The 18,867-nt window shown below is 67.1% G+C and carries 16 protein-coding genes and 1 pseudogene; 6 read left to right on the top strand and 11 right to left on the bottom strand.

Features of this window, described 5'->3' with window-relative positions; translation table 11 throughout:
* Positions 1-152 precede the first annotated feature (152 nt).
* The 3 genes and pseudogenes from QW881_RS11815 to QW881_RS11805 form a co-directional block, all read right to left on the bottom strand.
* Positions 153-1,053 (bottom strand): annotated as a pseudogene (locus QW881_RS11815) (bifunctional helix-turn-helix domain-containing protein/methylated-DNA--[protein]-cysteine S-methyltransferase).
* A 229-nt stretch (positions 1,054-1,282) separates the two neighbouring features.
* Positions 1,283-1,618 carry a GIY-YIG nuclease family protein gene (locus QW881_RS11810; RefSeq protein ID WP_315758197.1) on the bottom strand — a complete coding sequence of 112 codons (336 nt, stop codon included), beginning with the start codon at positions 1,616-1,618 and terminating at the stop codon, positions 1,283-1,285.
* 158 nt (positions 1,619-1,776) lie between these two features.
* Positions 1,777-2,310 (bottom strand): DUF2244 domain-containing protein, encoded by a 534-nt coding sequence (locus QW881_RS11805; RefSeq protein WP_315758196.1) that lies wholly within the window; start codon positions 2,308-2,310, stop codon positions 1,777-1,779.
* A 22-nt stretch (positions 2,311-2,332) separates the two neighbouring features.
* Here QW881_RS11805 and nth point away from each other — a divergent pair, with 22 nt between their 5' ends.
* The 4 genes from nth (at position 2,333) to QW881_RS11785 (ending at position 6,538) form a co-directional block, all read left to right on the top strand.
* Positions 2,333-3,157, top strand: a complete 825-nt coding sequence (gene nth / locus QW881_RS11800; RefSeq protein ID WP_315758195.1) for an endonuclease III — start codon at positions 2,333-2,335, stop codon at positions 3,155-3,157.
* A 209-nt stretch (positions 3,158-3,366) separates the two neighbouring features.
* Positions 3,367-4,419, top strand: coding sequence for a type III polyketide synthase (locus QW881_RS11795; protein ID WP_315758194.1), 1,053 nt, complete (start codon positions 3,367-3,369; stop codon positions 4,417-4,419).
* A complete protein-coding gene (locus QW881_RS11790; RefSeq protein WP_316158671.1) occupies positions 4,416-4,922 on the top strand; it encodes an isoprenylcysteine carboxyl methyltransferase family protein in 507 nt (168 codons plus the stop codon). Before QW881_RS11795 ends, QW881_RS11790 begins: the two co-directional genes overlap by 4 nt.
* Entirely contained in the window at positions 4,919-6,538 is a 1,620-nt protein-coding gene (locus QW881_RS11785; protein ID WP_316158670.1) for a DHA2 family efflux MFS transporter permease subunit, read from the top strand. Before QW881_RS11790 ends, QW881_RS11785 begins: the two co-directional genes overlap by 4 nt.
* On the opposite strand, the gene QW881_RS11780 is transcribed toward QW881_RS11785, so the two are convergent.
* Both QW881_RS11780 and QW881_RS11775 read right to left on the bottom strand, forming a co-directional pair.
* The gene (locus QW881_RS11780; protein WP_315750490.1) at positions 6,476-7,228 is read right to left on the bottom strand and encodes a sulfate transporter family protein; all 753 of its coding nucleotides are present in this window, start codon (positions 7,226-7,228) and stop codon (positions 6,476-6,478) included. The two genes, QW881_RS11785 and QW881_RS11780, sit on opposite strands and share 63 nt — an antisense overlap.
* Before the next feature lie 76 nt (positions 7,229-7,304).
* Positions 7,305-9,803: a heavy metal translocating P-type ATPase gene (locus tag QW881_RS11775; protein WP_410052042.1), complete on the bottom strand. Its 2,499-nt coding sequence runs from the start codon at positions 9,801-9,803 to the stop codon at positions 7,305-7,307.
* Positions 9,804-10,053: 250 nt separating this feature from the next.
* Here QW881_RS11775 and QW881_RS11770 point away from each other — a divergent pair, with 250 nt between their 5' ends.
* A complete protein-coding gene (locus QW881_RS11770; protein WP_315716843.1) occupies positions 10,054-10,329 on the top strand; it encodes a metal-sensitive transcriptional regulator in 276 nt (91 codons plus the stop codon).
* Between the two features lie 16 nt (positions 10,330-10,345).
* On the opposite strand, the gene QW881_RS11765 is transcribed toward QW881_RS11770, so the two are convergent.
* Entirely contained in the window at positions 10,346-11,323 is a 978-nt protein-coding gene (locus tag QW881_RS11765; RefSeq protein WP_315758191.1) for a YiiX/YebB-like N1pC/P60 family cysteine hydrolase, read from the bottom strand.
* Between the two features lie 193 nt (positions 11,324-11,516).
* Here QW881_RS11765 and QW881_RS11760 point away from each other — a divergent pair, with 193 nt between their 5' ends.
* Complete coding sequence (locus QW881_RS11760; RefSeq protein WP_316158668.1) at positions 11,517-12,929, top strand: flavin monoamine oxidase family protein; 1,413 nt, start codon at positions 11,517-11,519, stop codon at positions 12,927-12,929.
* Between the two features lie 139 nt (positions 12,930-13,068).
* Here QW881_RS11760 and QW881_RS11755 read toward each other — a convergent pair whose 3' ends face one another.
* The 5 genes from QW881_RS11755 to pheS form a co-directional block, all read right to left on the bottom strand.
* Complete coding sequence (locus QW881_RS11755; RefSeq protein ID WP_315758189.1) at positions 13,069-14,013, bottom strand: MBL fold metallo-hydrolase; 945 nt, start codon at positions 14,011-14,013, stop codon at positions 13,069-13,071.
* 33 nt (positions 14,014-14,046) lie between these two features.
* Entirely contained in the window at positions 14,047-14,823 is a 777-nt protein-coding gene (locus QW881_RS11750) for a sulfite exporter TauE/SafE family protein (protein ID WP_315758188.1), read from the bottom strand.
* A complete protein-coding gene (gene pheT / locus QW881_RS11745; protein WP_315758187.1) occupies positions 14,820-17,228 on the bottom strand; it encodes a phenylalanine--tRNA ligase subunit beta in 2,409 nt (802 codons plus the stop codon). Before pheT ends, QW881_RS11750 begins: the two co-directional genes overlap by 4 nt.
* Positions 17,229-17,246: 18 nt before the next feature.
* On the bottom strand, positions 17,247-17,666 hold the full coding sequence (locus QW881_RS11740; RefSeq protein ID WP_315758186.1) for an endonuclease domain-containing protein: 420 nt from the start codon (positions 17,664-17,666) through the stop codon (positions 17,247-17,249).
* A gap of 98 nt (positions 17,667-17,764) precedes the next feature.
* Positions 17,765-18,847, bottom strand: a complete 1,083-nt coding sequence (pheS, locus tag QW881_RS11735) for a phenylalanine--tRNA ligase subunit alpha (protein ID WP_315758185.1) — start codon at positions 18,845-18,847, stop codon at positions 17,765-17,767.
* Positions 18,848-18,867: the final 20 nt, after the last annotated feature.

Here is an 18,867-nt window from a genome sequence, read left to right as displayed (position 1 = left end):
CCGCTACGACCGCCCAGATGGGCACATCAAACCGCCCGAACGAACTCAGATCTGGATAAAACTTGGGGGCAAGGTCAAACTCAAAGAAATCATGAATGCTCAGCCCAAAGCTCGCGGTATCCACGCCTCGCGCAGAATGCTGCTCGGAAACCCTACCCCATCCCCACCTGCCCAGCCTCCCACCCAAGCATCGCCTGCTTGCGTGTCAGCCCCCAGTGATAGCCCGTCAGCGCTCCGCTCTTGCCGAGCGCGCGATGGCACGGCACGACGAACGAGATCGGGTTCTTGCCGACCGCGGCGCCCACGGCGCCGCGAGGCCTTCGGCGACTCCAGTCGCGTCGCGATGTCGGAGTAGCAGACGGCGCGGCCCATCGGGATCTTGAGCAGGGTCTCCCAGACGCGGACCTCGAAATCGGTGCCGATCAGCACGACGCGGAGCGGCTGGTCCGGGCGCCACAGGGTCTTGTCGAAGATGCGCTGGGCGAGGCCGGCGGTGCCGGGGACGTCCTCGACGTAATCAGCGCGGGGCCAGCGGCTCTTCATGTCGGCGAGCGCGGAGGCTTCTTCGCCGGGGTCGGCGAAGGCGAGGCCGGCGAGGCCGCGCGGGGTGGCCATCACCAGCGCGATGCCGAACGGGCAGGGGTGGAAGCCGTAACGAAGCGTGGTGCCGGCGCCGCCGGTCTTCCATTCGCCGGGCGACATCGCCTCATGGGTGACGAACAGGTCGTGCAGCCGGCCGGGGCCCGAGAGCCCCGAGTCGAGCGCGGCGTCGAGCACGCTGGCCGAGCCCTTCAGCAGGCCCTTGGCGTGGTCGAGCGTCAGCGCCTGCATGAACGCCTTCGGCGTCAGGCCGGCCCAGCGCCGGAACAGATGGTGCAACTCGTCGGGTGTCAGGCTGGCGGCGTCGGCCATGTCCTCGATGGCCGGCTGCCGGCGCCAATGCTCGGAGATGAAGGCGATCGCGCGGCGCACCGCGTCGTAGTCGCGCAGCGCCGCCGTCTGTTGCGGGCCCGGCTTGGCCAGGGCGGAATCGTGAATGGCGAGGGTCATCATGGGCTTGGATGTAGGGCGGCCGGGGCGGGTACTCCACCCGATTTCTGATCGGGGGGCTATGGCGAATGTGATCGGCTGGGCCGATCGTTTCGGGCCTCATGGTTCGAGACGCGCCGCTTGGGCGGCGCTCCTCACCATGAGGGTCAAGCGCCGCAAACGGCCGCTGCACGCAAAACCACGAACACGCCGACAGCGTGTTCATGGCGAGGGAATGGACCACTGCTTCATCTTATCGCCTTGGGGTCTCTTTGCGGGCGAAGGTCTTCCCCCCGAAGGCCGTTCTGCGCGCTGAGAGAGCCTGCAGCGCATCGAGATCGCTGCGGATCAAGGCCTCTTTCTTGGCGCGACTCCATTTCTTCAGGCGGCGTTCGCTTTCGATGGTATCCGTGATCCGCTCGAACCACTGCGAGTAGAGCAGTTTGACGGGACGCCGGGTCAACGTGTACCCGCCGAAGGTCCCGTCATTATGCTGGGCGACCCTCAGCTCCAGCGATGTCCTCGTGGTTCCGAAGTACAGGCGTCCGTCGGCGCAGAGCACGATGTAGAGATACGCGCCTTCGGTCATGACGATCCTCGTGCCCTGTCTCTCCTCACCCTGAGGAGCCCGCCGAAGGCGGGCGTCTCGAAGGGCGAGGCCCGTGCTGTGGCCTCATGGTGCGAGACGCAAGGACGGCCGCGGGGTTGCTCCTCGTTCCCCAGGGGAGTGCTGGCCGAGATAACGCCCTACAGCGGATTATACACCGGCCCGCGTTTCGCGGCCTGCAACCCCGCCGTCAGCGCCTTGGCGAAGCTGGCCTTTTCCTCCGGCCCCAGGAAGCTCGCGATGGCGACGCGCTGGCCGCGGGCGACGAGGTAGAGGTTCTCGATGCCGAACTCCTCGTGGCTGACCTGATCGAGCCGCACCCAGAGCGGGTTGAAGCGCCATTCCATGACGTCGCCCTTGTGGCTGACGCGGCGCAGGCGCAGCTCGGTCAGGGTGATCGAGACGTCCTCATAGGCGTTGGCGCGGCGGAAGTTGACCTTGAAGGCCCAGTAGATCGCCAGCGCATCCAGGCCGAAGAAGCCGAGCACCGGCCAGGCGCCCATCAGCAGCGAGGCGAGGCCGCCGATGAAGCTGATGGCGCAGACCACGACCATCAGCACCAGAAAGCCGGTGCGGCTGAGCGAGCGATGCGGCGTCAGCCGGGCCGCGAACAGCTCGGGATCAGCGGCGTCGGTGCCGGTCTCCTGATACGCAAAAGCATTGCCTGGCGTCATGGGGCCTCAGTATACCCGGATCATGGCCAAAATCACCCGCCCCCAACGCGCCAAGCCGGCGCCGGTTCGCAGCCCCTTGAAGAAGGCCGCTCCCAAGGCCGCTCCCAAGTCAGCCCCTAAGGCCGCCTCGAAACGGGCCGCCAAGAAGGCTCCGACGGCCAAGCCGAAGAGCCCTGCCCGGCCGGTCAAGAAAGCGTTGAAGGCGGCCAGGCCGTGGACCCCGGCCGAGATCCGCGAGGCCTTCAGCCGCTTCGCACAGGCCAATCCGGAGCCGAAGGGCGAGCTCGAGCACCTCAACCCCTACACCCTGCTGGTCGCCGTGGTGCTGTCGGCGCAGGCGACCGATGCCGGCGTCAACAAGGCGACGCGGCCGCTGTTTAAGGTCGCCGACACGCCGCAGAAGATGATCGCGCTCGGCGAGGAGCAACTCCGCGACACCATCAAGACCGTCGGTCTCTACCGCACCAAGGCCAGGAACGTGATCGCGCTGTCGCAGAAGCTGATCAGCGAATTCGGCGGCGAGGTGCCGCGCACGCGCGCTGAGCTGGAGTCGCTGCCCGGTGCCGGCCGCAAGACCGCGAATGTCGTGCTCAACATGGCGTTCGGCGAGCACACGATGGCGGTCGACACCCATGTGTTCCGCGTCGGCAACCGCACCGGCTTGGCCCCCGGCAAGACGCCGCTGGAGGTCGAGCTCGGGCTCGAGAAGGCGATCCCGGCCGAGTTCATGCTCCACGCGCATCACTGGCTGATCCTGCACGGCCGCTACACGTGCCTGGCGCGCAAGCCGCGCTGCGAGCTGTGCCTGATCAAGGACCTCTGCCGCTGGCCCGAGAAGACCGCCTGATACGTTGTGCGTGACGAACGGTTTCGCCTGAGAACGCGTTTGACAGTCACTATTGTGTCACGGCGCGACGCCGTCTCACCATGGCCGGGCCACATCGCCGCCCGCATTGGACATAAGATGACACCCGTAATCCGGGGCGATGTGAGTGGCGCGTGACGATTCCCGCGTTCTCGGACCTTTCTGCGCCGGGACGTTGAAGGATCAGCCGCATGGACCATACCGCCGCACTCGTGTCGCTCGCGACCTCGGTGCCACCGCATCAGTTCCGCCAGAACGAGGTGATGGAGGCCGCACGCGTGGTGCTATCGCCGCGCTTTCCGCAGTTCGACACGATGGCGAGCCTGTTCGCCAACACCGGCATCCGCCAGCGCTACGGCGTCAAGCCGATCGAATGGTACATGGAGCGCCGCGGCTGGCCCGAGCGCACCGAGGCCTATCTCGAAGGCGCCGAGGCGCTGTTCATCGATGCGACCAACAAGGCGCTCGCGCAGGCCGATCTCGCAGCCGCCGACATCGACACCATCGTCACCGTGAGCTCGACGGGCATCGCGACGCCGACGCTGGAAGCGCGCGTCGCCGGGCGCCTGGGTTTCCGCGCGGACGTGTCGCGCGTGCCGGTGTTCGGCCTAGGCTGCGCCGGCGGCGTCTCGGGCCTGTCGATCGCCGCGCGCCTGGCGCAGGCCCGGCCCGGCACCAATGTGCTGCTGGTGACCTTCGAATTGTGCACGCTGGCTGTGCGCCATGATGAGTTGACGAAGGCCAACATCGTCGCGCTGAGCCTGTTCGGCGACGGCGCCGCAGCGGCGATCCTGCGCGCCGGCGATGGCGGCGCTATCCGCGTCGAGGCGACCGGCGAGAAGCTGTGGCCGGATACGCTGGATATCATGGGCTGGAGCGTCGATCCCGAAGGCTTCGGCGTTATCTTCCAGCGCACCATTCCGGACTTCGTCACCGAGAACATGGGCCCGGCCGTCAACGAGATCCTGGACCGGATGAAGCTCGCGCCGTCCGACGTCGATCGCTTCGTCTGCCATCCCGGCGGCGCCAAGGTAATCACGGCGCTGGAGCGCGCGCTGTCGCTCGGCCAGGGCACGCTGGATCATGAGCGCGAGATCATCGCCGACTACGGCAACATGTCCGCGCCGACGGTGCTGTTCGTGCTGGAGCGCGCCCGCGCCCGGGGCTTGCCGCCGCGCTCGGTGCTGACTGCGCTCGGACCTGGGTTCACCGCAAGCTGCGTATCATTGAGGAACGCCGCATGACCTTCGCCGCCTTCGTCCTCGCCCTCGTCACCATGCAACGGCTCGGCGAGCTCGTGCTCGCCCGCCACAACACCAAGCGCCTGCGCGCCATGGGCGCGGTCGAGGTCGGGGCGGATCATTATCCGCTGATGATCTCGATGCATGCGGCCTGGCTGGTGTCGCTGTGGCTGCTCGGCGCCGACCAGGAGGTCGACCCGTGGCTCTTGAGCGGCTTCGTGCTGCTGCAGGGGCTGCGCTGGTGGGTGCTGGCGACGCTCGGTCCGCGCTGGACGACGCGCATCATCATCCTGCCCGGTGCGCCGCTGGTGACCGATGGTCCCTATCGCTACATCTCGCATCCGAACTATCTGGTGGTCGCAGCCGAGATCGGGCTGCTGCCGCTGGCGCTGCATCTGCCGCTGATCGCGCTGATCTTCTCAGGCCTGAATGCGGCGGTGCTGTTCATCCGCATCCGCGCCGAATCGGAAGCACTCACCGGCATCGGCGGCGGCCAGACCGCATGAGCGCATCGGCCGCGCCGCAGGATCGTCCGAGCCTCGCCACCTGGCTCGGCTTCATCCTGATGTGCGTCGGCATGTTCATGGCGATCCTGGACATCCAGGTGGTGGCGACGTCGCTGCCGACCATCCAGGAGGCGCTCGGCATCACGCCGGAGGCGATGAGCTGGATCCAGACGGCGTATCTGATCGCCGAGATCATCGCCATTCCGCTCACCGGGCTGCTCACGCGCGTGTTCACGTTGCGCTGGCTGTTCGTCGGCGCCGTCGGCATCTTCACCGCCGCCTCGCTCGGCTGCGCGTTCAGCGGCGATTTTCACACGCTGCTGGCGTTTCGCGTGCTGCAGGGCTTCTTCGGGGGTCTCCTGATCCCCGTCGTGTTCTCCGCCGTGTTCCTGCTGTTTCCACCGCGCCTGCACGCGGTCGCGACGACGATCGGCGGCGTGGTCGCGGTGCTCGCACCGACCATCGGCCCGGTCGTCGGCGGCTTCATCACCAACACCTGGTCGTGGCCCTGGCTGTTCCTGATCAACATCGTGCCCGGCATCATCGCCGCGTTGATGACGCCAAGCCTGCTGCCGAAGCAGCGCATGGATCTCGCGGAGCTCGACAAGCTCGACCTGTTTGCGCTGTTGCTGCTCGCGGTGTCCCTGGCCAGCCTCGAGCTCGGGCTGAAGGAGGCCCCGAAGGGCGGCTGGCTGTCGTCGAACTGCATTGCGTTCCTGGTGCTGAGCGCGTCATGCCTCACTTTGCTGATCCAGCGCCTGCTGGCCTCGCCGCATCCGATCCTGCGGCTCGGCAGCTTTCAGCGGCGGTCGTTCACGCTCGGCTGCCTGTCGAGCTTCTGTCTGGGCATCGGGCTGTTCGGCTCGGTCTATCTGATGCCGGTGTTCCTCGCCTTCGTGCGCGGCCACGACGCGTTCGAGATCGGCAAGATCATGCTGGTCACCGGAGTGGCGCAACTGATCGCCGCTCCGCTGGTGACGGCGCTGGACGGCAAGGTCGACGCGCGTCTCCTGACGGCGTTCGGTTTCGTGTTGTTCGGCTTCGGTCTGGCAGCGAGCGCGTTCCAGCCGCCGACTGCGGACTATCAGGAGATGTTCTGGCCGCAGGTGGTGCGCGGCGTCGGCATCATGTTCTGCCTGCTGCCGCCGACGCGGATTGCGCTCGGCGACCTGCCGCAGGCCGAGGTCGCCGATGCCAGCGGGCTGTTCAACCTGATGCGCAATCTCGGCGGCGCCATCGGTATCGCGCTGATCGACACCATCGTCTATGGCCGCGTCGCCATGCATGCCCAGGCGTTTCGCGACCGCCTGCTGGCCGGCGATACCGCGGCGGCCAAGGCGATCGGGCTCGCGCCGGAGCTGCTGCGCAACCGGCCGCGCGGCGTCTCGGAGGAGCAGGCGATCGCCTATGTCCGGCCGCTGGTGGAGAAGGCCTCGCTGGCGCTGTGCGTCAACGAGGCCTGGTCGCTGCTCGCCGGTGTCGCGCTGCTCGGCTTCCTGCTGATCCCCTTCGCCCGCGGCAAGGCGGCGAGCCTGTCGCCGCGGATGATGGCGCTAGAGGCTGCGCAGCCGGCGCTCCGGCGACGGCTCGATCAGTTCGGGCCGCGGTCCGGATAGGCGCTTGTGCAGGTGGACCATGAAGGCCATGCCGAACAGCGGCGTCGCCAGGTTCACGATCGGGATGGTGACGAAGGCCGCGATGATCAGCCCCGCGGTGAACACGGTCACCGCATTGTCGCGCCGCATCGCCTTGGCTTCCGCCGGTGGCCGGAATCGCATCGCGGCCAGCTCGAAATATTCGCGGCCGAGCAGCCAGGCGGTGGCGAGGAAGAAGATCACGAAGCCGGCGCCGGCCAGGAACACGAAGGGCAGGGCGACCAGATAGATCAGGATGGTGAGGCCGGCGGCCTTGAGGCCCTCGATGATGGCGACGCCGAAGGGCAGGGCGACGCCGGGGCGCTCGGCCGGATAGTGCTCGCGCTCGACGAGGTCGGCGACGTCATCGACGAACAGGCTCGCGATCACCGAGGTGATCGCCGGCATCAGCATGATGCCGCCGAACACGACGCCCAAGCCGGCGGCGATCGAGATGATCCAGGTGAGCACTTCGAGGGAGCCGTGCGAGTTCGGCCCGAGCATGGCCTCCGCCCAGCCCTCGCCGGCGGTCGCGAGCCAGGTCAAGAGCCGCTGCAGCCCGATCGCGAGCACCGTGACCAGCACCAGCGCCAGCCCGATCGAGCGCCACAGGATCGAGCGCATCGGCGGCGACAAAATCTGCGAAATCGCCTTGATGGCGGCGTCGATCATGGCGGGGTCCCTCGCTGCAAAGCCCGCGGCAGAGGTAGACATGCCGGCGGGCTTCGGCAAGTCCGCCGGCATTGTATCAAAGTTCGGTCGCCCGCAGCCGCAGCGCGTTGCCGACCACGCTGACCGACGACAGCGACATCGCGGCGGCGGCGATGATCGGCGACAGCAGGATGCCGAACAGGGGATAGAGGACGCCCGCGGCGATCGGGATGCCGGCGGCGTTGTAGATGAACGCGAAGAACAGGTTCTGGCGGATGTTGCGCATCGTCGCCGTCGACAGTTTTCGCGCCCGCGCAATACCGCCGAGGTCGCCCTGCAACAGCGTGATGCCGGCGCTCTCCATCGCAACGTCGGTGCCGGTGCCCATGGCGATGCCGACGTCGGCTGCGGCGAGCGCCGGCGCATCGTTGACGCCGTCGCCGGCCATCGCGACGATCTTGCCGCTGGCGCGCAGACGCGCGACCACCGCGCTCTTCTGCTCGGGCAGCACCTCGGCCTCGACCTCGGTGATGCCGATCTTGCGCGCGACCGCGGTGGCCGTGGTGCGGTTGTCGCCGGTCAGCATGATCACCTTGATGCCGTCGGCCGCGAGCGCCTTCAGCGCCTCCGGCGTCGAGGCCTTGACCGGATCGGCGATCGCAAACAGCGCTGCCGGCTTGCCGTCGACGGCCATCGTGATCACGGTGGCGCCTTCGCTGCGCAGCCGCTTGCTCTCGACGCCCAGCGTATCGGTGATGATGCCGAGTGAGGCTAGATAAGTCGCGGTACCGAGCACGATGGATTTGCCGTCGACCTCACCGCGGGCGCCCTTGCCGGTCGGCGCGTCGAAGCCCTTGACGTCGGCGAGCTTGATGTTGCGCTCGGTGGCATGACGGACGACGGCCGCGGCGAGGGGATGTTCGCTGGCGCGCTCAACGCTTGCCGCGAGCCGCAGCGCCTCGGTCTCGTCGAAACCACCGGCGGTGACGATTGCCGTCACCTTCGGCTTGCCCTCGGTCAAGGTGCCGGTCTTGTCGACGACCAGCGTGTCGACCTTCTCCATCCGCTCCAGCGCCTCGGCGCTCTTGATCAGCACGCCGGCCTGGGCGCCGCGACCGACGCCGACCATGATCGACATCGGCGTCGCGAGACCGAGTGCGCAGGGACAGGCGATGATCAGCACGCTCACAGCGGCGACGAGGCCGAAGGCGAAGCGTGGCTCGGGACCGAACGCGTACCACGCGACGAAGGCGGCAATGGCAGCAGCGATCACCATCGGCACGAACCAGCCCGCGACCTGGTCGGCGAGGCGCTGGATCGGCGCGCGCGAGCGTTGCGCGTCGGCGACCATCTGCACGATCTGCGACAGCAGGGTCTCGCGGCCGACCTTGTCGGCGCGCATCACGAAGCTGCCGGTCTGGTTCAAGGTGCCGGCGATGACGCGCTCGCTTTCGGCCTTGGTCACGGGCATCGACTCGCCCGTCACCAGCGATTCGTCGAGCGAGGAGCGGCCTTCGAGAATCATGCCGTCGACCGGCACCTTCTCGCCGGGACGCACGCGCAGGCGATCGCCGACCGCGAGCTCGGCGATCTCCACCTCGTGGTCGTTGCCGTCGGCATCGAGCCGCCGCGCCGTCTTCGGCGCCAGCTGCAGCAGCGCCTTGATCGCTCCCGACGTTGCTTCGCGTGCGCGCAGCTCCAGCACCTGGCCGAGCAGGACGAGAATGGTGATGACCGAGGCCGCCTCGAAATACACCGCCACCGCGCCGCCATGGCCGCGGAACGCCGGCGGAAACGCCTGCGGCGCCAGGGTCGCGATCACGCTGTAGACATAGGCGACGCCCGTGCCCATCGCGATCAAGGTGAACATGTTGAGATTGCGGGTCTGAATCGATTGCCAGCCGCGCACGAAGAACGGCCAGCCGGCCCACAGCACCACCGGCGTCGCCAGCGCGAGCTGGATCCAGTTCGACAACATCGGATCGACAAAGCCATGGCCTCCGAGGAGGTGGCCGCCCATCTCGAGCACGACGACGGGAGCGGCGAGCAAGGTGCCGATCCAGAATCGCCGTGTCATGTCGGCGAGCTCGGGATTGGGCGCGTCGTCGAGGCTGATGACGTCGGGCTCCAGCGCCATGCCGCAGATCGGGCAGGTGCCCGGGCCCACCTGCCGGATCTCGGGATGCATCGGGCAGGTGTAGATCGTGCCCGCCGGCATCTCCGGCGGCGGCTCGCGTTCGCCCAGATATTTGTCCGGCTCGGCCGCGAACTTGGTACGGCAGCCGGCCGAGCAGAAATGGAAGGTGTGACCCTGATGGTCGAAACGATGCTTCGAGGTCGCAGGATCGACGCTCATGCCGCAGACGGGATCGATGACCTTTGCCGTCTCGCCATGCTGATGCGCGTGATGATCGCGGCCGCCGCAGCACGACCCCGTGGCTGCCGGTGCAACGGCGGCTGCGAGATACTTGGCCGGATCGGCGGCGAACTTGGTGCGGCAGCCTGCCGAGCAGAAATGGAAGGTCTGTCCCTGATGCTCGAAGCGATGCGTCGAGGTCGCCGGATCGACCGACATGCCGCAGACCGGATCCGTCACCTTCGCCGATTCAGGCGCAGCGTGGTCCGAGCCGCCGCAGCAGGCCCCGGAATCGCCGTCAGGCGCCGCGCCGGCACGATCGCTGCAACAGTTGTCCGCGGATGCTTGGTTGTGTCCGGTTTCCACCGCGCGCGCGTGCGATCCACAGCCGCATCCGCCCTCGCCGGCCGCCGCGCCGCCATGCTCGTGTTTGGTTTCCGACATCGCCCAGCCTCTTGAAACCTATACCCTGTAGGGGTATATAGGCCCCATGCGCGAGGACATCAAGACATCCTGTCAGAAACGTTTGAGCCGGATCGAAGGGCAGGTCAGGGGCCTGTCGAAAATGGTCGAGGACAACCGCTACTGCATCGACATCGTGACCCAGATCTCCGCAGTGCGGGCGGCGCTGCGCCGGGTCGAGGAGGAGATCCTGCGCGACCACGTCGCGCATTGCGTCGAGCACGCGATCGCCTCCGGCGACAAGGCCGATCAGCGGCAGAAGATCGCGGAGCTGATGGACGTGATCGGCCGGTCGGATCGCTGAGCAGAATGGATGACGATCAAACCGCGACCTTGCGCCGTCGGGCAGCCGCGCGCGGCGCGACCTGCCGCACCGGCTCGGCGACGAGGTAATGCTCGTTGACGACGAGCCGTTCGCTGACTTCCTCGATCATCATTTCCTCAGCCGGAACCGGCTGCGCCGCCTCTTCGTCAGCCGCCTCAGGAACGAGCGGCGGCGCTGTGACGGAGCCTGGAAACACGGCGAACTCGCCCGCTACCTCCGCGAGCGGCTTCTGCTTGTCGGCCCAGTGCAGCGTGGTGTAGTCGAATCCATTGACGATGGTCGGCTTGACGATCTCGAAATAGGGCGAGATGTCGAAGTCGCGCGGCATGTAGAGCGACGAATCGCGGATGTGCAGGATCTCGCGCTTGGCGCGCCGTGAGGGGGCCCGCGTGATCTTCGGCAGGATCGGATAGCGGACCGCGTCGAACGCCTGCGCGATCAGCGCCGAGCAGATCATCTTGGTCGGATCGCCCGAACCCAGCGCGATCATGCGCCGCCGCCAGCGTTGCGGAACCGGCATCGGGATCAGGTAGCGCATCAGGTCGATGATGTTCTTGGTGTCGTAGCCGAAGCCGATGCGATTGATGGCGTAGCGGCACACCGTGTGCCGGTCCTCATAGGTCAGGCCGACCGGACGGCACACGCGGGTATGATAGGCGAAGTATTTCGACAGCGGCGCCGAGATCACGCCGTCGCCGACATAGGCTTCGACCAGCACATGCGGCTCCCCGTCGGGCTCGACGGCGCCATCGATGGGGCCGACATAGAGCGCGGCGTGCGACCAGGTCGACTGCGTGAGATATTTGATGATGCCGGAGATGCGGCTGTTGCCCTCGACCAACAGCACGTCGCCGGGCTGGACGTCCTTGCGCAGGTAGTCCGGATCGCTCGGCGTGAACGGCTCATAGCCGGGGATCTCCTTCTGGAGATAGGCGGCAATCAGCTTGCCGATCTGGTCGAGCACGATACCCATAACGCTCCCCGGGCGACCTTGGCCGGTCGCCGGCTTTTTCCCTTCTTCCATGATGGTCGATTGCGGTTGCAATTTGGTTCATAGTCGAAGCAGTCCGCACGGTATCGCGTTTACCATCCCGGTTGCCGCAGCGCGGCAGATACGGCAAATTCGGTGGGTATTCGTTTCGTTCAAAGCTTTCGGAAACCATGTCATGAACTTCACGCGCCGCGGCTTCCTCTCCGCTTCCGCGGCGCTGGCCGCGCTGCCCATCTCAGGCCGCGCCGCGCAGGCGGCTGTTCCACGCGAGGCTGACATTGTCGTGATCGGGGCGGGTGCGGCTGGAATCGCCGCGGCCCGCCGGATCGTGGCCGCCAACCGCAAGGTCGTGGTGCTGGAGGCCTCGCCGCAGATCGGCGGCCGCTGCAGCACGGATGTCGCCACCTTCGGCGTGCCGTTCGATCGCGGCGCCCGCTGGCTGCTCAGCGCCGACAGCAATCCCATCGGAAGGCTCGCGCGCGGCGTCGGACTCGATCTCGTCGCGGCTCCCGTCGGGCAGAAGATCCGGGTCGGCCGGCGCAATGCGCGGCCCGGCGAGACCGAGCAGTTCCTGGCCGGGCTGGTGCGCGCCAATCGCGCCATCGACGAGGCGGCGCGCGGCAAGCTCGATACCTCCTGCGCCGCGGCGCTGCCGAAAGATCTGGGCGACTGGACCAGCACCACCGCGTTCGTGCTCGGCGCCAGCGCGACCGGAAAGGATCTCGCCGATCTCTCCGCGATGGACAAGGCGCGCGCGCAGGGTCGCAGCGCTCCGCTGGCCTGCCGGCAGGGGCTGGGCACGTTCCTCGCCAAGCTCGGCGAATCGTTGCCGTTATCGCTGTCGACTCCGGCAACGCGCGTCGTGTGGACCAACCGCGACGTCGCGGTGGAAACGCCGGCGGGGCGAATCGCGACGCGCGCCATCATCCTCACGGTGTCGACCAACGTGCTGACATCAGGCGCCATTAAGTTCGCGCCCGAACTGCCGAAGCGGCAACTCGACGCCGCCGCCAAGCTCAGCCTCGGCAGCTATGATCACATTGCGCTGATGCTGGCGGGCAATCCGCTCGGCCTGTCGCGGGACGAGGTCATCATCGAGCAGAGCAATTCCAACCGCACGGGTCTGCTGCTTGCCAATATCGGTGGATCGTCGCTTTGCACCGTCGATGTTGCCGGCGCCTTCGGCCGCGAACTATCAGCGCAGGGCGAGGCGGCGATGGCCGACTTCGCCAGGGAGTGGATCGGCAAGCTGTTTGGAAGTGAAGCCGCCGCAGCGGTGAAGTCGTCCGCAGCCACGCGCTGGAACCAGGTGCCGGGCGTGCTCGGCGCGATGTCGGCGGCCACGCCTGGCAGCCAGGGCGCCCGCAAAATTCTCGGCGAACCGTTGGGCCCGCTGTTCCTGGCCGGCGAGGCCACGCACGAAACGCTGTGGGGCACGGTCGACGGCGCCTGGGACTCCGGCGAGCGCGCCGCGGAAGCCGCGCTGCGCAGGATCGGCGCGATCAAGGACGCCGAGCCGGAGCCGAGCAGTGAGCGGCAACGACTGCGCCGTCGCGGCAAGGTGCGCTCGGCCTCGCCGGAAGATTGACCGTCGATCCGCAAACTCATCAGCAAGATGGTGGGCACGGCGCAACTGCGATCTCAAGCGTTGAAATGGCACGGCTGCGCCTTTGCTCACCCCACGGCTGATGCAGGCGAGCTGCCGATTGAAGCACGCCCAGCCTTGGCTACACAGGCAGCTTCAATTCCATCAGGTCTTTCGCGACCACGATGCGGCCCGTGTAGTTCTTCTTCACCTCCCGCGTCCAGTCCTCGTCCGTCACTTCGGGATCATCACCGGGCACGAAGTGGCTGAGCACCAGCACTTTCACGCCTGCAGCCGCGGCGATGCGTCCGACGTCTTCCGTGGTCGTGTGACTGTCGAGCAGATGCTTCTTCAGCGTCGAGCCGTTCTTCGTCTTGGCGACCAGCCGATCGACCGCGGGCACATAGAGGCATTCATGCACGAGCACATCGGCGCCCTTGGCAAACTCTGCAAGCTTCGGGTTATAGGCAGTGTCGCTCGAGAACACGATCGTGCCGTCGGGCGTCTCGAACTTGTACGCGAAGTTGTCGGTGATCGGCGGATGTGGCGTGCGGAACGCGGTCACCGTCACGTCCGCCGTCTTCAGCACGACGCCGTCCGTGTCGATATCCTTCGCGACCAGGAGTGGCCGCGGATCTGGCCGGCCTTCGTCCGCGATGCGGGTGTCGACGTCGAACTTGTTAGTTTCCCAGAAGCTCCTGGTCATCGCCTCCAGGCCCTTCGGTCCGAACGACTGGATCGGCGTCGACAATCCCGCGGCCCAGGCGTTGTAGAACAGATTGCCGTATTCGAGGTTGTGATCGGAATGGTGATGGCTGATCAGGATGTACTTGATCGATGGGATCGGAACCCCAGCACTGACGAGCTGACGGCTGACGCCCATGCCGCAATCGATCACGAACGGCGTGCCGTTGACGACGACGAGATTGGCCGGATTCGAAGCGCCCACGCCGACGCGCGGGCCGCCCTTGGTGCCGAGGAAGACGATGCGCGTGCCGGTCTTCGCGCCTTGCGCGAACGCCGCGGGCGCCGCGATGGCGCCGGCCGTTCCCAGCGCAAGCTTGAGCATCGTTCGCCGATGGATCACGGTGGCCTCCCTGTTGGCTTCGTTGCAGGAAGGCTAACCCCGCCCGAGCACGCCGTCGAGGGCCGGCAGGCCGGCGATCACGGCGATTGCGATCAGCGCATAGCAGATGGCGCGAAACACTTGCTCGCTGGCACGACCGAACAGCGACGCGCCCAACGTGACACCAAGCGCGTAGACCGGCCCGATCAGCAGCGAAAGCTTCAGCGAATCCCAGGTGATCAGCCCGCTCATTGCGTAGCTCACCATAGCGAAAAAGTCCGATGCGCCGAAGAACAGCACGATGTTCGCTCGCGCGATCTTTGGCGGGATCGGGCGTCCCAGCCAGTAGCCGACGATCGGCGGGCCCCCGGTCTGCGCCAGTCCGCTGCAGAAGCCCGAGACGCCGCCGACGGCGACCGACAGCGCGGTGTACTCTTTGCCGCGATAGCGCCAGCCGGACAGCAGCAGGGCCAGCAGCGCGATCACGAATCCGGTGATGATCCAGCGCACGGTGACCGGGTCGAGCCGGGTGAGAAACCAGGTGCCCAGGGGGACGCCGACCAGCGCGCCTGCGACGATCACGGCGGTGGCCTTGCGGTCGGCCTCGCGCCAGGCCGGTGCCACCATTGGGGCCATCGATACGAAGTCGATCACCAGCAGCAGCGGCGCGACCAGACGGGGCGTCGCAAAGCTGCTCGCGAGCGGCATGAAGATCAGCGCCGCGCCGAAGCCGGAGAAGCCGCGCGCGGTTGCGGCGATGAAAGCGACGATCGCCAGCGCGACCGCCGCGAACAGGCTGAGATCGGCAGGGATGAGACCGGACAGGCTCATCCGCGCAACGTGCCGCCGGTCTTCTTGCCAACGTCGGCCGTGATCTTTGCCGCGACGGCGTCGATCTCCTCGTCCGTCATCGTCTTGTCGCGCGGCTGCAGGGTGACGGCGATCGCCACCGACTTCTTGCCGTCCTCGATGCCCTTGCCCTCGTAGACGTCGAACACGGCGACATCGGTGATCAGCTTCTTGTCGACGCCCTGCGCGGCGCGCACGATATCGCCGGCCTTGACCTTGCGGTCGACGATGAAGGCGAAGTCGCGCGACACCGGCTGGAATGCGGACAGCTCCAGCACCGGCTTGGCGCGCGTCGGCTTCGCCTTGGCGGCCGGAATGCGATCCAGGATCACCTCGAAGGCGACGAGCGGCCCGTCGGCTTTCAGCGCCTCCAGCGTGCGCGGATGCAGCTCGCCGAAATGGCCGAGCACGTTCTGCGGTCCCATCTGGATCGTGCCGGAGCGTCCCGGATGCATCCAGGCAGGTCCACCGGCGACGATCTGCAGCGACGCCATCGGCGCGCCGGCCGCCGCCAGCACGGCGAGTGCATCGGCCTTCGCGTCGTAAGCGCACGCCGCCTGCGATCCCGTCCAATGTCGGCCGAGACCCTTCGCCGACGCGACGCCACGGCGGATGCCGCTTGCCGCCATGAGCTGGTCCGCGGGGCCATCGCCCTTGAAGATCTGCCCGACCTCGAAGATCGCGGCATCGCCGAAGCCACGATCGGCGTTGGCCTGCACGGTTGCGATCAGTCCCGGCAGCAGGCTCGGCCGCATGTCGGAGAGATCGGCGGCAATCGGGTTCGCAAGCGCGAGCTCGGCCTTGCCGCCGCCGAACAGCTCGGCCGTCGGCTTGGAGATGAACGACCAGGTCACGGCCTCGACCATGCCGCGCGCCGCCAGCGCGCGCTTGGCGCGCCGGGTGCGCAGCTGGATCGGCGTCAGCACCGGCTTTCGCGGGGCATCGCCACGCTCGAACGGCGTCATCGGCACCTTGTCGACGCCGACGATGCGCACGACCTCCTCGACGATGTCGGCCTTGCCATGCACGTCGCTGCGCCAGGAGGGCACCGCGACCTTCACGACCGGGCCGTTGCCGGCGACCACGAAGCCGAGATGCGTCAGGATCCGCCGCATCTCGGTCAGCGGCACCTCGATGCCCGCCAGCCGCTTCACCTCGGTCAGTGGGAAATCGATGATACGGTCATCACCAAACGGATTGCCGACGACGACGGTCTCCGACGGCGTGCCGCCGCACAGCTCGAGCACGAGCTTGGTCGCCATCTCCAGGCCCGGCACCATGAAGGCCGGATCGACGCCGCGCTCGAAGCGGTAGCGCGCGTCGGAATTGATGCCGAGCTTGCGGCCGGTCTGGGCGATGTTGATCTCGTTCCACAGCGCCGATTCGATCAGCACGTCGGTGGTGTCTTCATCGCAGCCGGAGGCTTCGCCGCCCATGATGCCGGCGAGCGATTCGACGCCGGAATCGTCGGCGATGACGCACATCGAATGATCGAGCGTGTAGGTACGGCCGTCGAGCGCGAGCAGGGTCTCGCCGTCACGCGCGCGGCGGACGACCAGATTGCCCTTCACCTTCTTGGCGTCGAACACGTGCAGCGGACGCGCGCGGTCGAAGGTCATGTAGTTGGTGATGTCGACCAGCGCGTTGATCGGGCGCAGGCCGATCGATGTGAGGCGCTGCTGCAGCCACTTCGGCGACGGGCCGTTCTTGACGCCGCGCACCAGTCGCAGCGCGAAGCCCGGACACAGCTTCTCGTCCTCGACCGTGACCTTTACCGGGCAGGGGAGTTCGCCCTTCACCGGCTTGATGCCGGGGTCCTTCAGCTTGCCCATGTCGGCGGCCGCAAGGTCGCGCGCGACGCCGTGCACGCCGGTGCAGTCCTGGCGGTTCGGCGTCAGGTTGATCTCGAACATGGGATCGCCGAGGCCGGCCCACTCCGCGTAAGGAGTGCCGATCGGCGCATCCGCCGGCAGCTCCATGATGCCATCATGATCGTCGGAAATCTGCAGCTCGGCCGCCGAGCACAGCATGCCGCGACTCTCGACGCCGCGGATCGTGCCGACCGCGAGCGTGATGTTCTTGCCGGGGATGTAGGTGCCGGGCGGCGAGAACACCGAGACGAGACCCGTGCGCGCGTTCGGCGCACCGCACACCACCTGCACCGGCGCGCCACCGTCTCCGGTGTCGACCATGCAGACGCGTAAGCGGTCGGCGTTGGGGTGCTGCTCGGCGGAAACGACGCGCGCGATTCTGTAAGGCGCGAGCAGCTTCGCCTTGTCCTCGAGATGCTCGACCTCGAGGCCGATCATCGTGAGCTTCTCGGCGAGCTTCTCCACCGACTCATCGGTGTCGAGATGGTCCTTCAGCCAGGACAAGGTGAATTTCATGGCAGTGTTCCTGCGAAGTCAGTCCTGTTCCCTCCCCCGCTTGCGGGGGAGGGTCAGGGTGGGGGCTCTCGCCGCAACGGCAGCGGCAACGGTTTCAAGAACGCCAGCGCGATTGGCCAGGACGTCGTTGTTGGCAAAGCGCAGGATATGAAATCCTTTGGCTTCGATCATTGCTGAGCGCGCAGCGTCGCGCTGCTCGCCCTCTGTCGAGAAATGCTGTCCGCCATCGAGCTCGATGACGAGACGTGCCGCGTGGCAGACAAAGTCGACGATGTAGCGGTCGATCGGTGCCTGACGACGAAAGCCTGCGCCGAGCAGGCGATGGCCGCGCAGCTCCGACCACAAGATGCGCTCGGCATCCGTCGCGTTCTGGCGGAGGGTCCGTGCGTTTGACCGAAGCTTCGGCGCGACTGTCCAGGTGGGCTTGTCGTCGTCCATCGACACCTCCTGCGCGGAGAGACCCCCACCCCAGCCCTCCCCCGCAAGCGGGAGAGGGAGTCCTACCGCCCGAGCGGAGACAGCGAGGCCGGCAACGCTCACGCGCTCAATCCCCCCGCGAGCGTCGGCACATCCAGCGGCTTGAAGCCGTAGTGCGACAGCCAGCGGACGTCGCCTTCGAACAGCTGGCGCAAATCGCTCATGCCGTATTTCAGCATCGCAATGCGGTCGATGCCCATGCCCCAGGCAAAACCCTGGTACTCGTCCGGGTCGATGCCGCAGGCGCGCAGCACGTTCGGATGCACCATGCCGCAGCCGAGAATCTCCAGCCAGTCCTCGCCCTCGCCGAAGCGGATCTCGCCCTTGTCGCGGCGGCACTGGATGTCGACCTCGAGCGACGGCTCGGTGAACGGGAAGAACGACGGCCGGAATTTCATGTTGATGTGGTCGACCTCGAAGAACGCCTTGCAGAACTCGTGCAGGATCCATTTGAGGTGGCCGAGATGCGAGCCCTTGTCGATGACGAGGCCTTCGACCTGGTGGAATTGCGGCGTGTGGGTCGCGTCCGAATCGATGCGGTAGGTGCGGCCCGGACAGATGACGCGGATCGGCGGCTTCTGGCTCAGCATGGTCCGCACCTGCACCGGCGAGGTGTGGGTCCGCAGCAGCATGCGCGAGCCGTCCGGCTTGGGATTGAAGAAGAACGTGTCGTGCATCTCGCGGGCCGGATGGCCTTCCGGGAAGTTCAGCTTGGTGAAGTTGTAGTCGTCGGTCTCGACATCGGGGCCTTCCGCGATCGAGAAGCCCATGTCGGCGAAAATCGTGGTCAATTCGTCCATCACCTGGCTGAGCGGATGGATGCGGCCGGTCTCGGCCGGCGAATCCTGCAGCGGCAGGGTGACGTCGATGGTCTCGGCCGCGAGCCGCGCGTCCAGCGCAGCGGCCCTGAGCACCTCGCGGCGCGCGGTGAGCGCCTGTGTGACCCTGTCCTTGGCAAGGTTGATCGCAGCACCCTGCGTCTTGCGCTCGTCCGGCGACATCTTGCCGAGGGTGGCCAGCAGCGCCGAGATCGAGCCCTTCTTGCCGAGGGCGGCGACGCGCACGGCTTCCAGCGCGGCTTCATCGCCGGCGGTGGCGATCTGGTCGAGGATCGAGGTCTCGAGCGAGGCGAGGTCGGACACGGTCAAAATCTCCGCGGGAC

Source organism: Bradyrhizobium sp. SZCCHNS3016, from assembly GCF_032484535.1.
Taxonomy (GTDB): Bacteria; Pseudomonadota; Alphaproteobacteria; order Rhizobiales; family Xanthobacteraceae; genus Bradyrhizobium.
The sequence above is the reverse complement of the archived record's forward strand: the minus strand, read 5'-3'. Positions and strand labels throughout refer to the sequence as shown.

Bases quoted from the DNA above. Each gene is read 5' to 3' on its own strand.
- QW881_RS11780 (WP_315750490.1), bottom strand. From the start codon at position 7,228: ATGATCGACGCCGCCATCAAGGCGATTTCGCAGATTTTGTCGCCGCCG.
- QW881_RS11805 (WP_315758196.1), bottom strand. From the start codon at position 2,310: ATGACGCCAGGCAATGCTTTTGCGTATCAGGAGACCGGCACCGACGCC.
- QW881_RS11785 (WP_316158670.1), top strand. From the start codon at position 4,919: ATGAGCGCATCGGCCGCGCCGCAGGATCGTCCGAGCCTCGCCACCTGG.
- QW881_RS11795 (WP_315758194.1), top strand. From the start codon at position 3,367: ATGGACCATACCGCCGCACTCGTGTCGCTCGCGACCTCGGTGCCACCG.
- QW881_RS11770 (WP_315716843.1), top strand. From the start codon at position 10,054: ATGCGCGAGGACATCAAGACATCCTGTCAGAAACGTTTGAGCCGGATC.
- QW881_RS11790 (WP_316158671.1), top strand. From the start codon at position 4,416: ATGACCTTCGCCGCCTTCGTCCTCGCCCTCGTCACCATGCAACGGCTC.
- QW881_RS11810 (WP_315758197.1), bottom strand. From the start codon at position 1,618: ATGACCGAAGGCGCGTATCTCTACATCGTGCTCTGCGCCGACGGACGC.
- QW881_RS11740 (WP_315758186.1), bottom strand. From the start codon at position 17,666: ATGGACGACGACAAGCCCACCTGGACAGTCGCGCCGAAGCTTCGGTCA.
- nth (WP_315758195.1), top strand. From the start codon at position 2,333: ATGGCCAAAATCACCCGCCCCCAACGCGCCAAGCCGGCGCCGGTTCGC.
- QW881_RS11760 (WP_316158668.1), top strand. From the start codon at position 11,517: ATGAACTTCACGCGCCGCGGCTTCCTCTCCGCTTCCGCGGCGCTGGCC.
- QW881_RS11765 (WP_315758191.1), bottom strand. From the start codon at position 11,323: ATGGGTATCGTGCTCGACCAGATCGGCAAGCTGATTGCCGCCTATCTC.
- QW881_RS11750 (WP_315758188.1), bottom strand. From the start codon at position 14,823: ATGAGCCTGTCCGGTCTCATCCCTGCCGATCTCAGCCTGTTCGCGGCG.
- pheT (WP_315758187.1), bottom strand. From the start codon at position 17,228: ATGAAATTCACCTTGTCCTGGCTGAAGGACCATCTCGACACCGATGAG.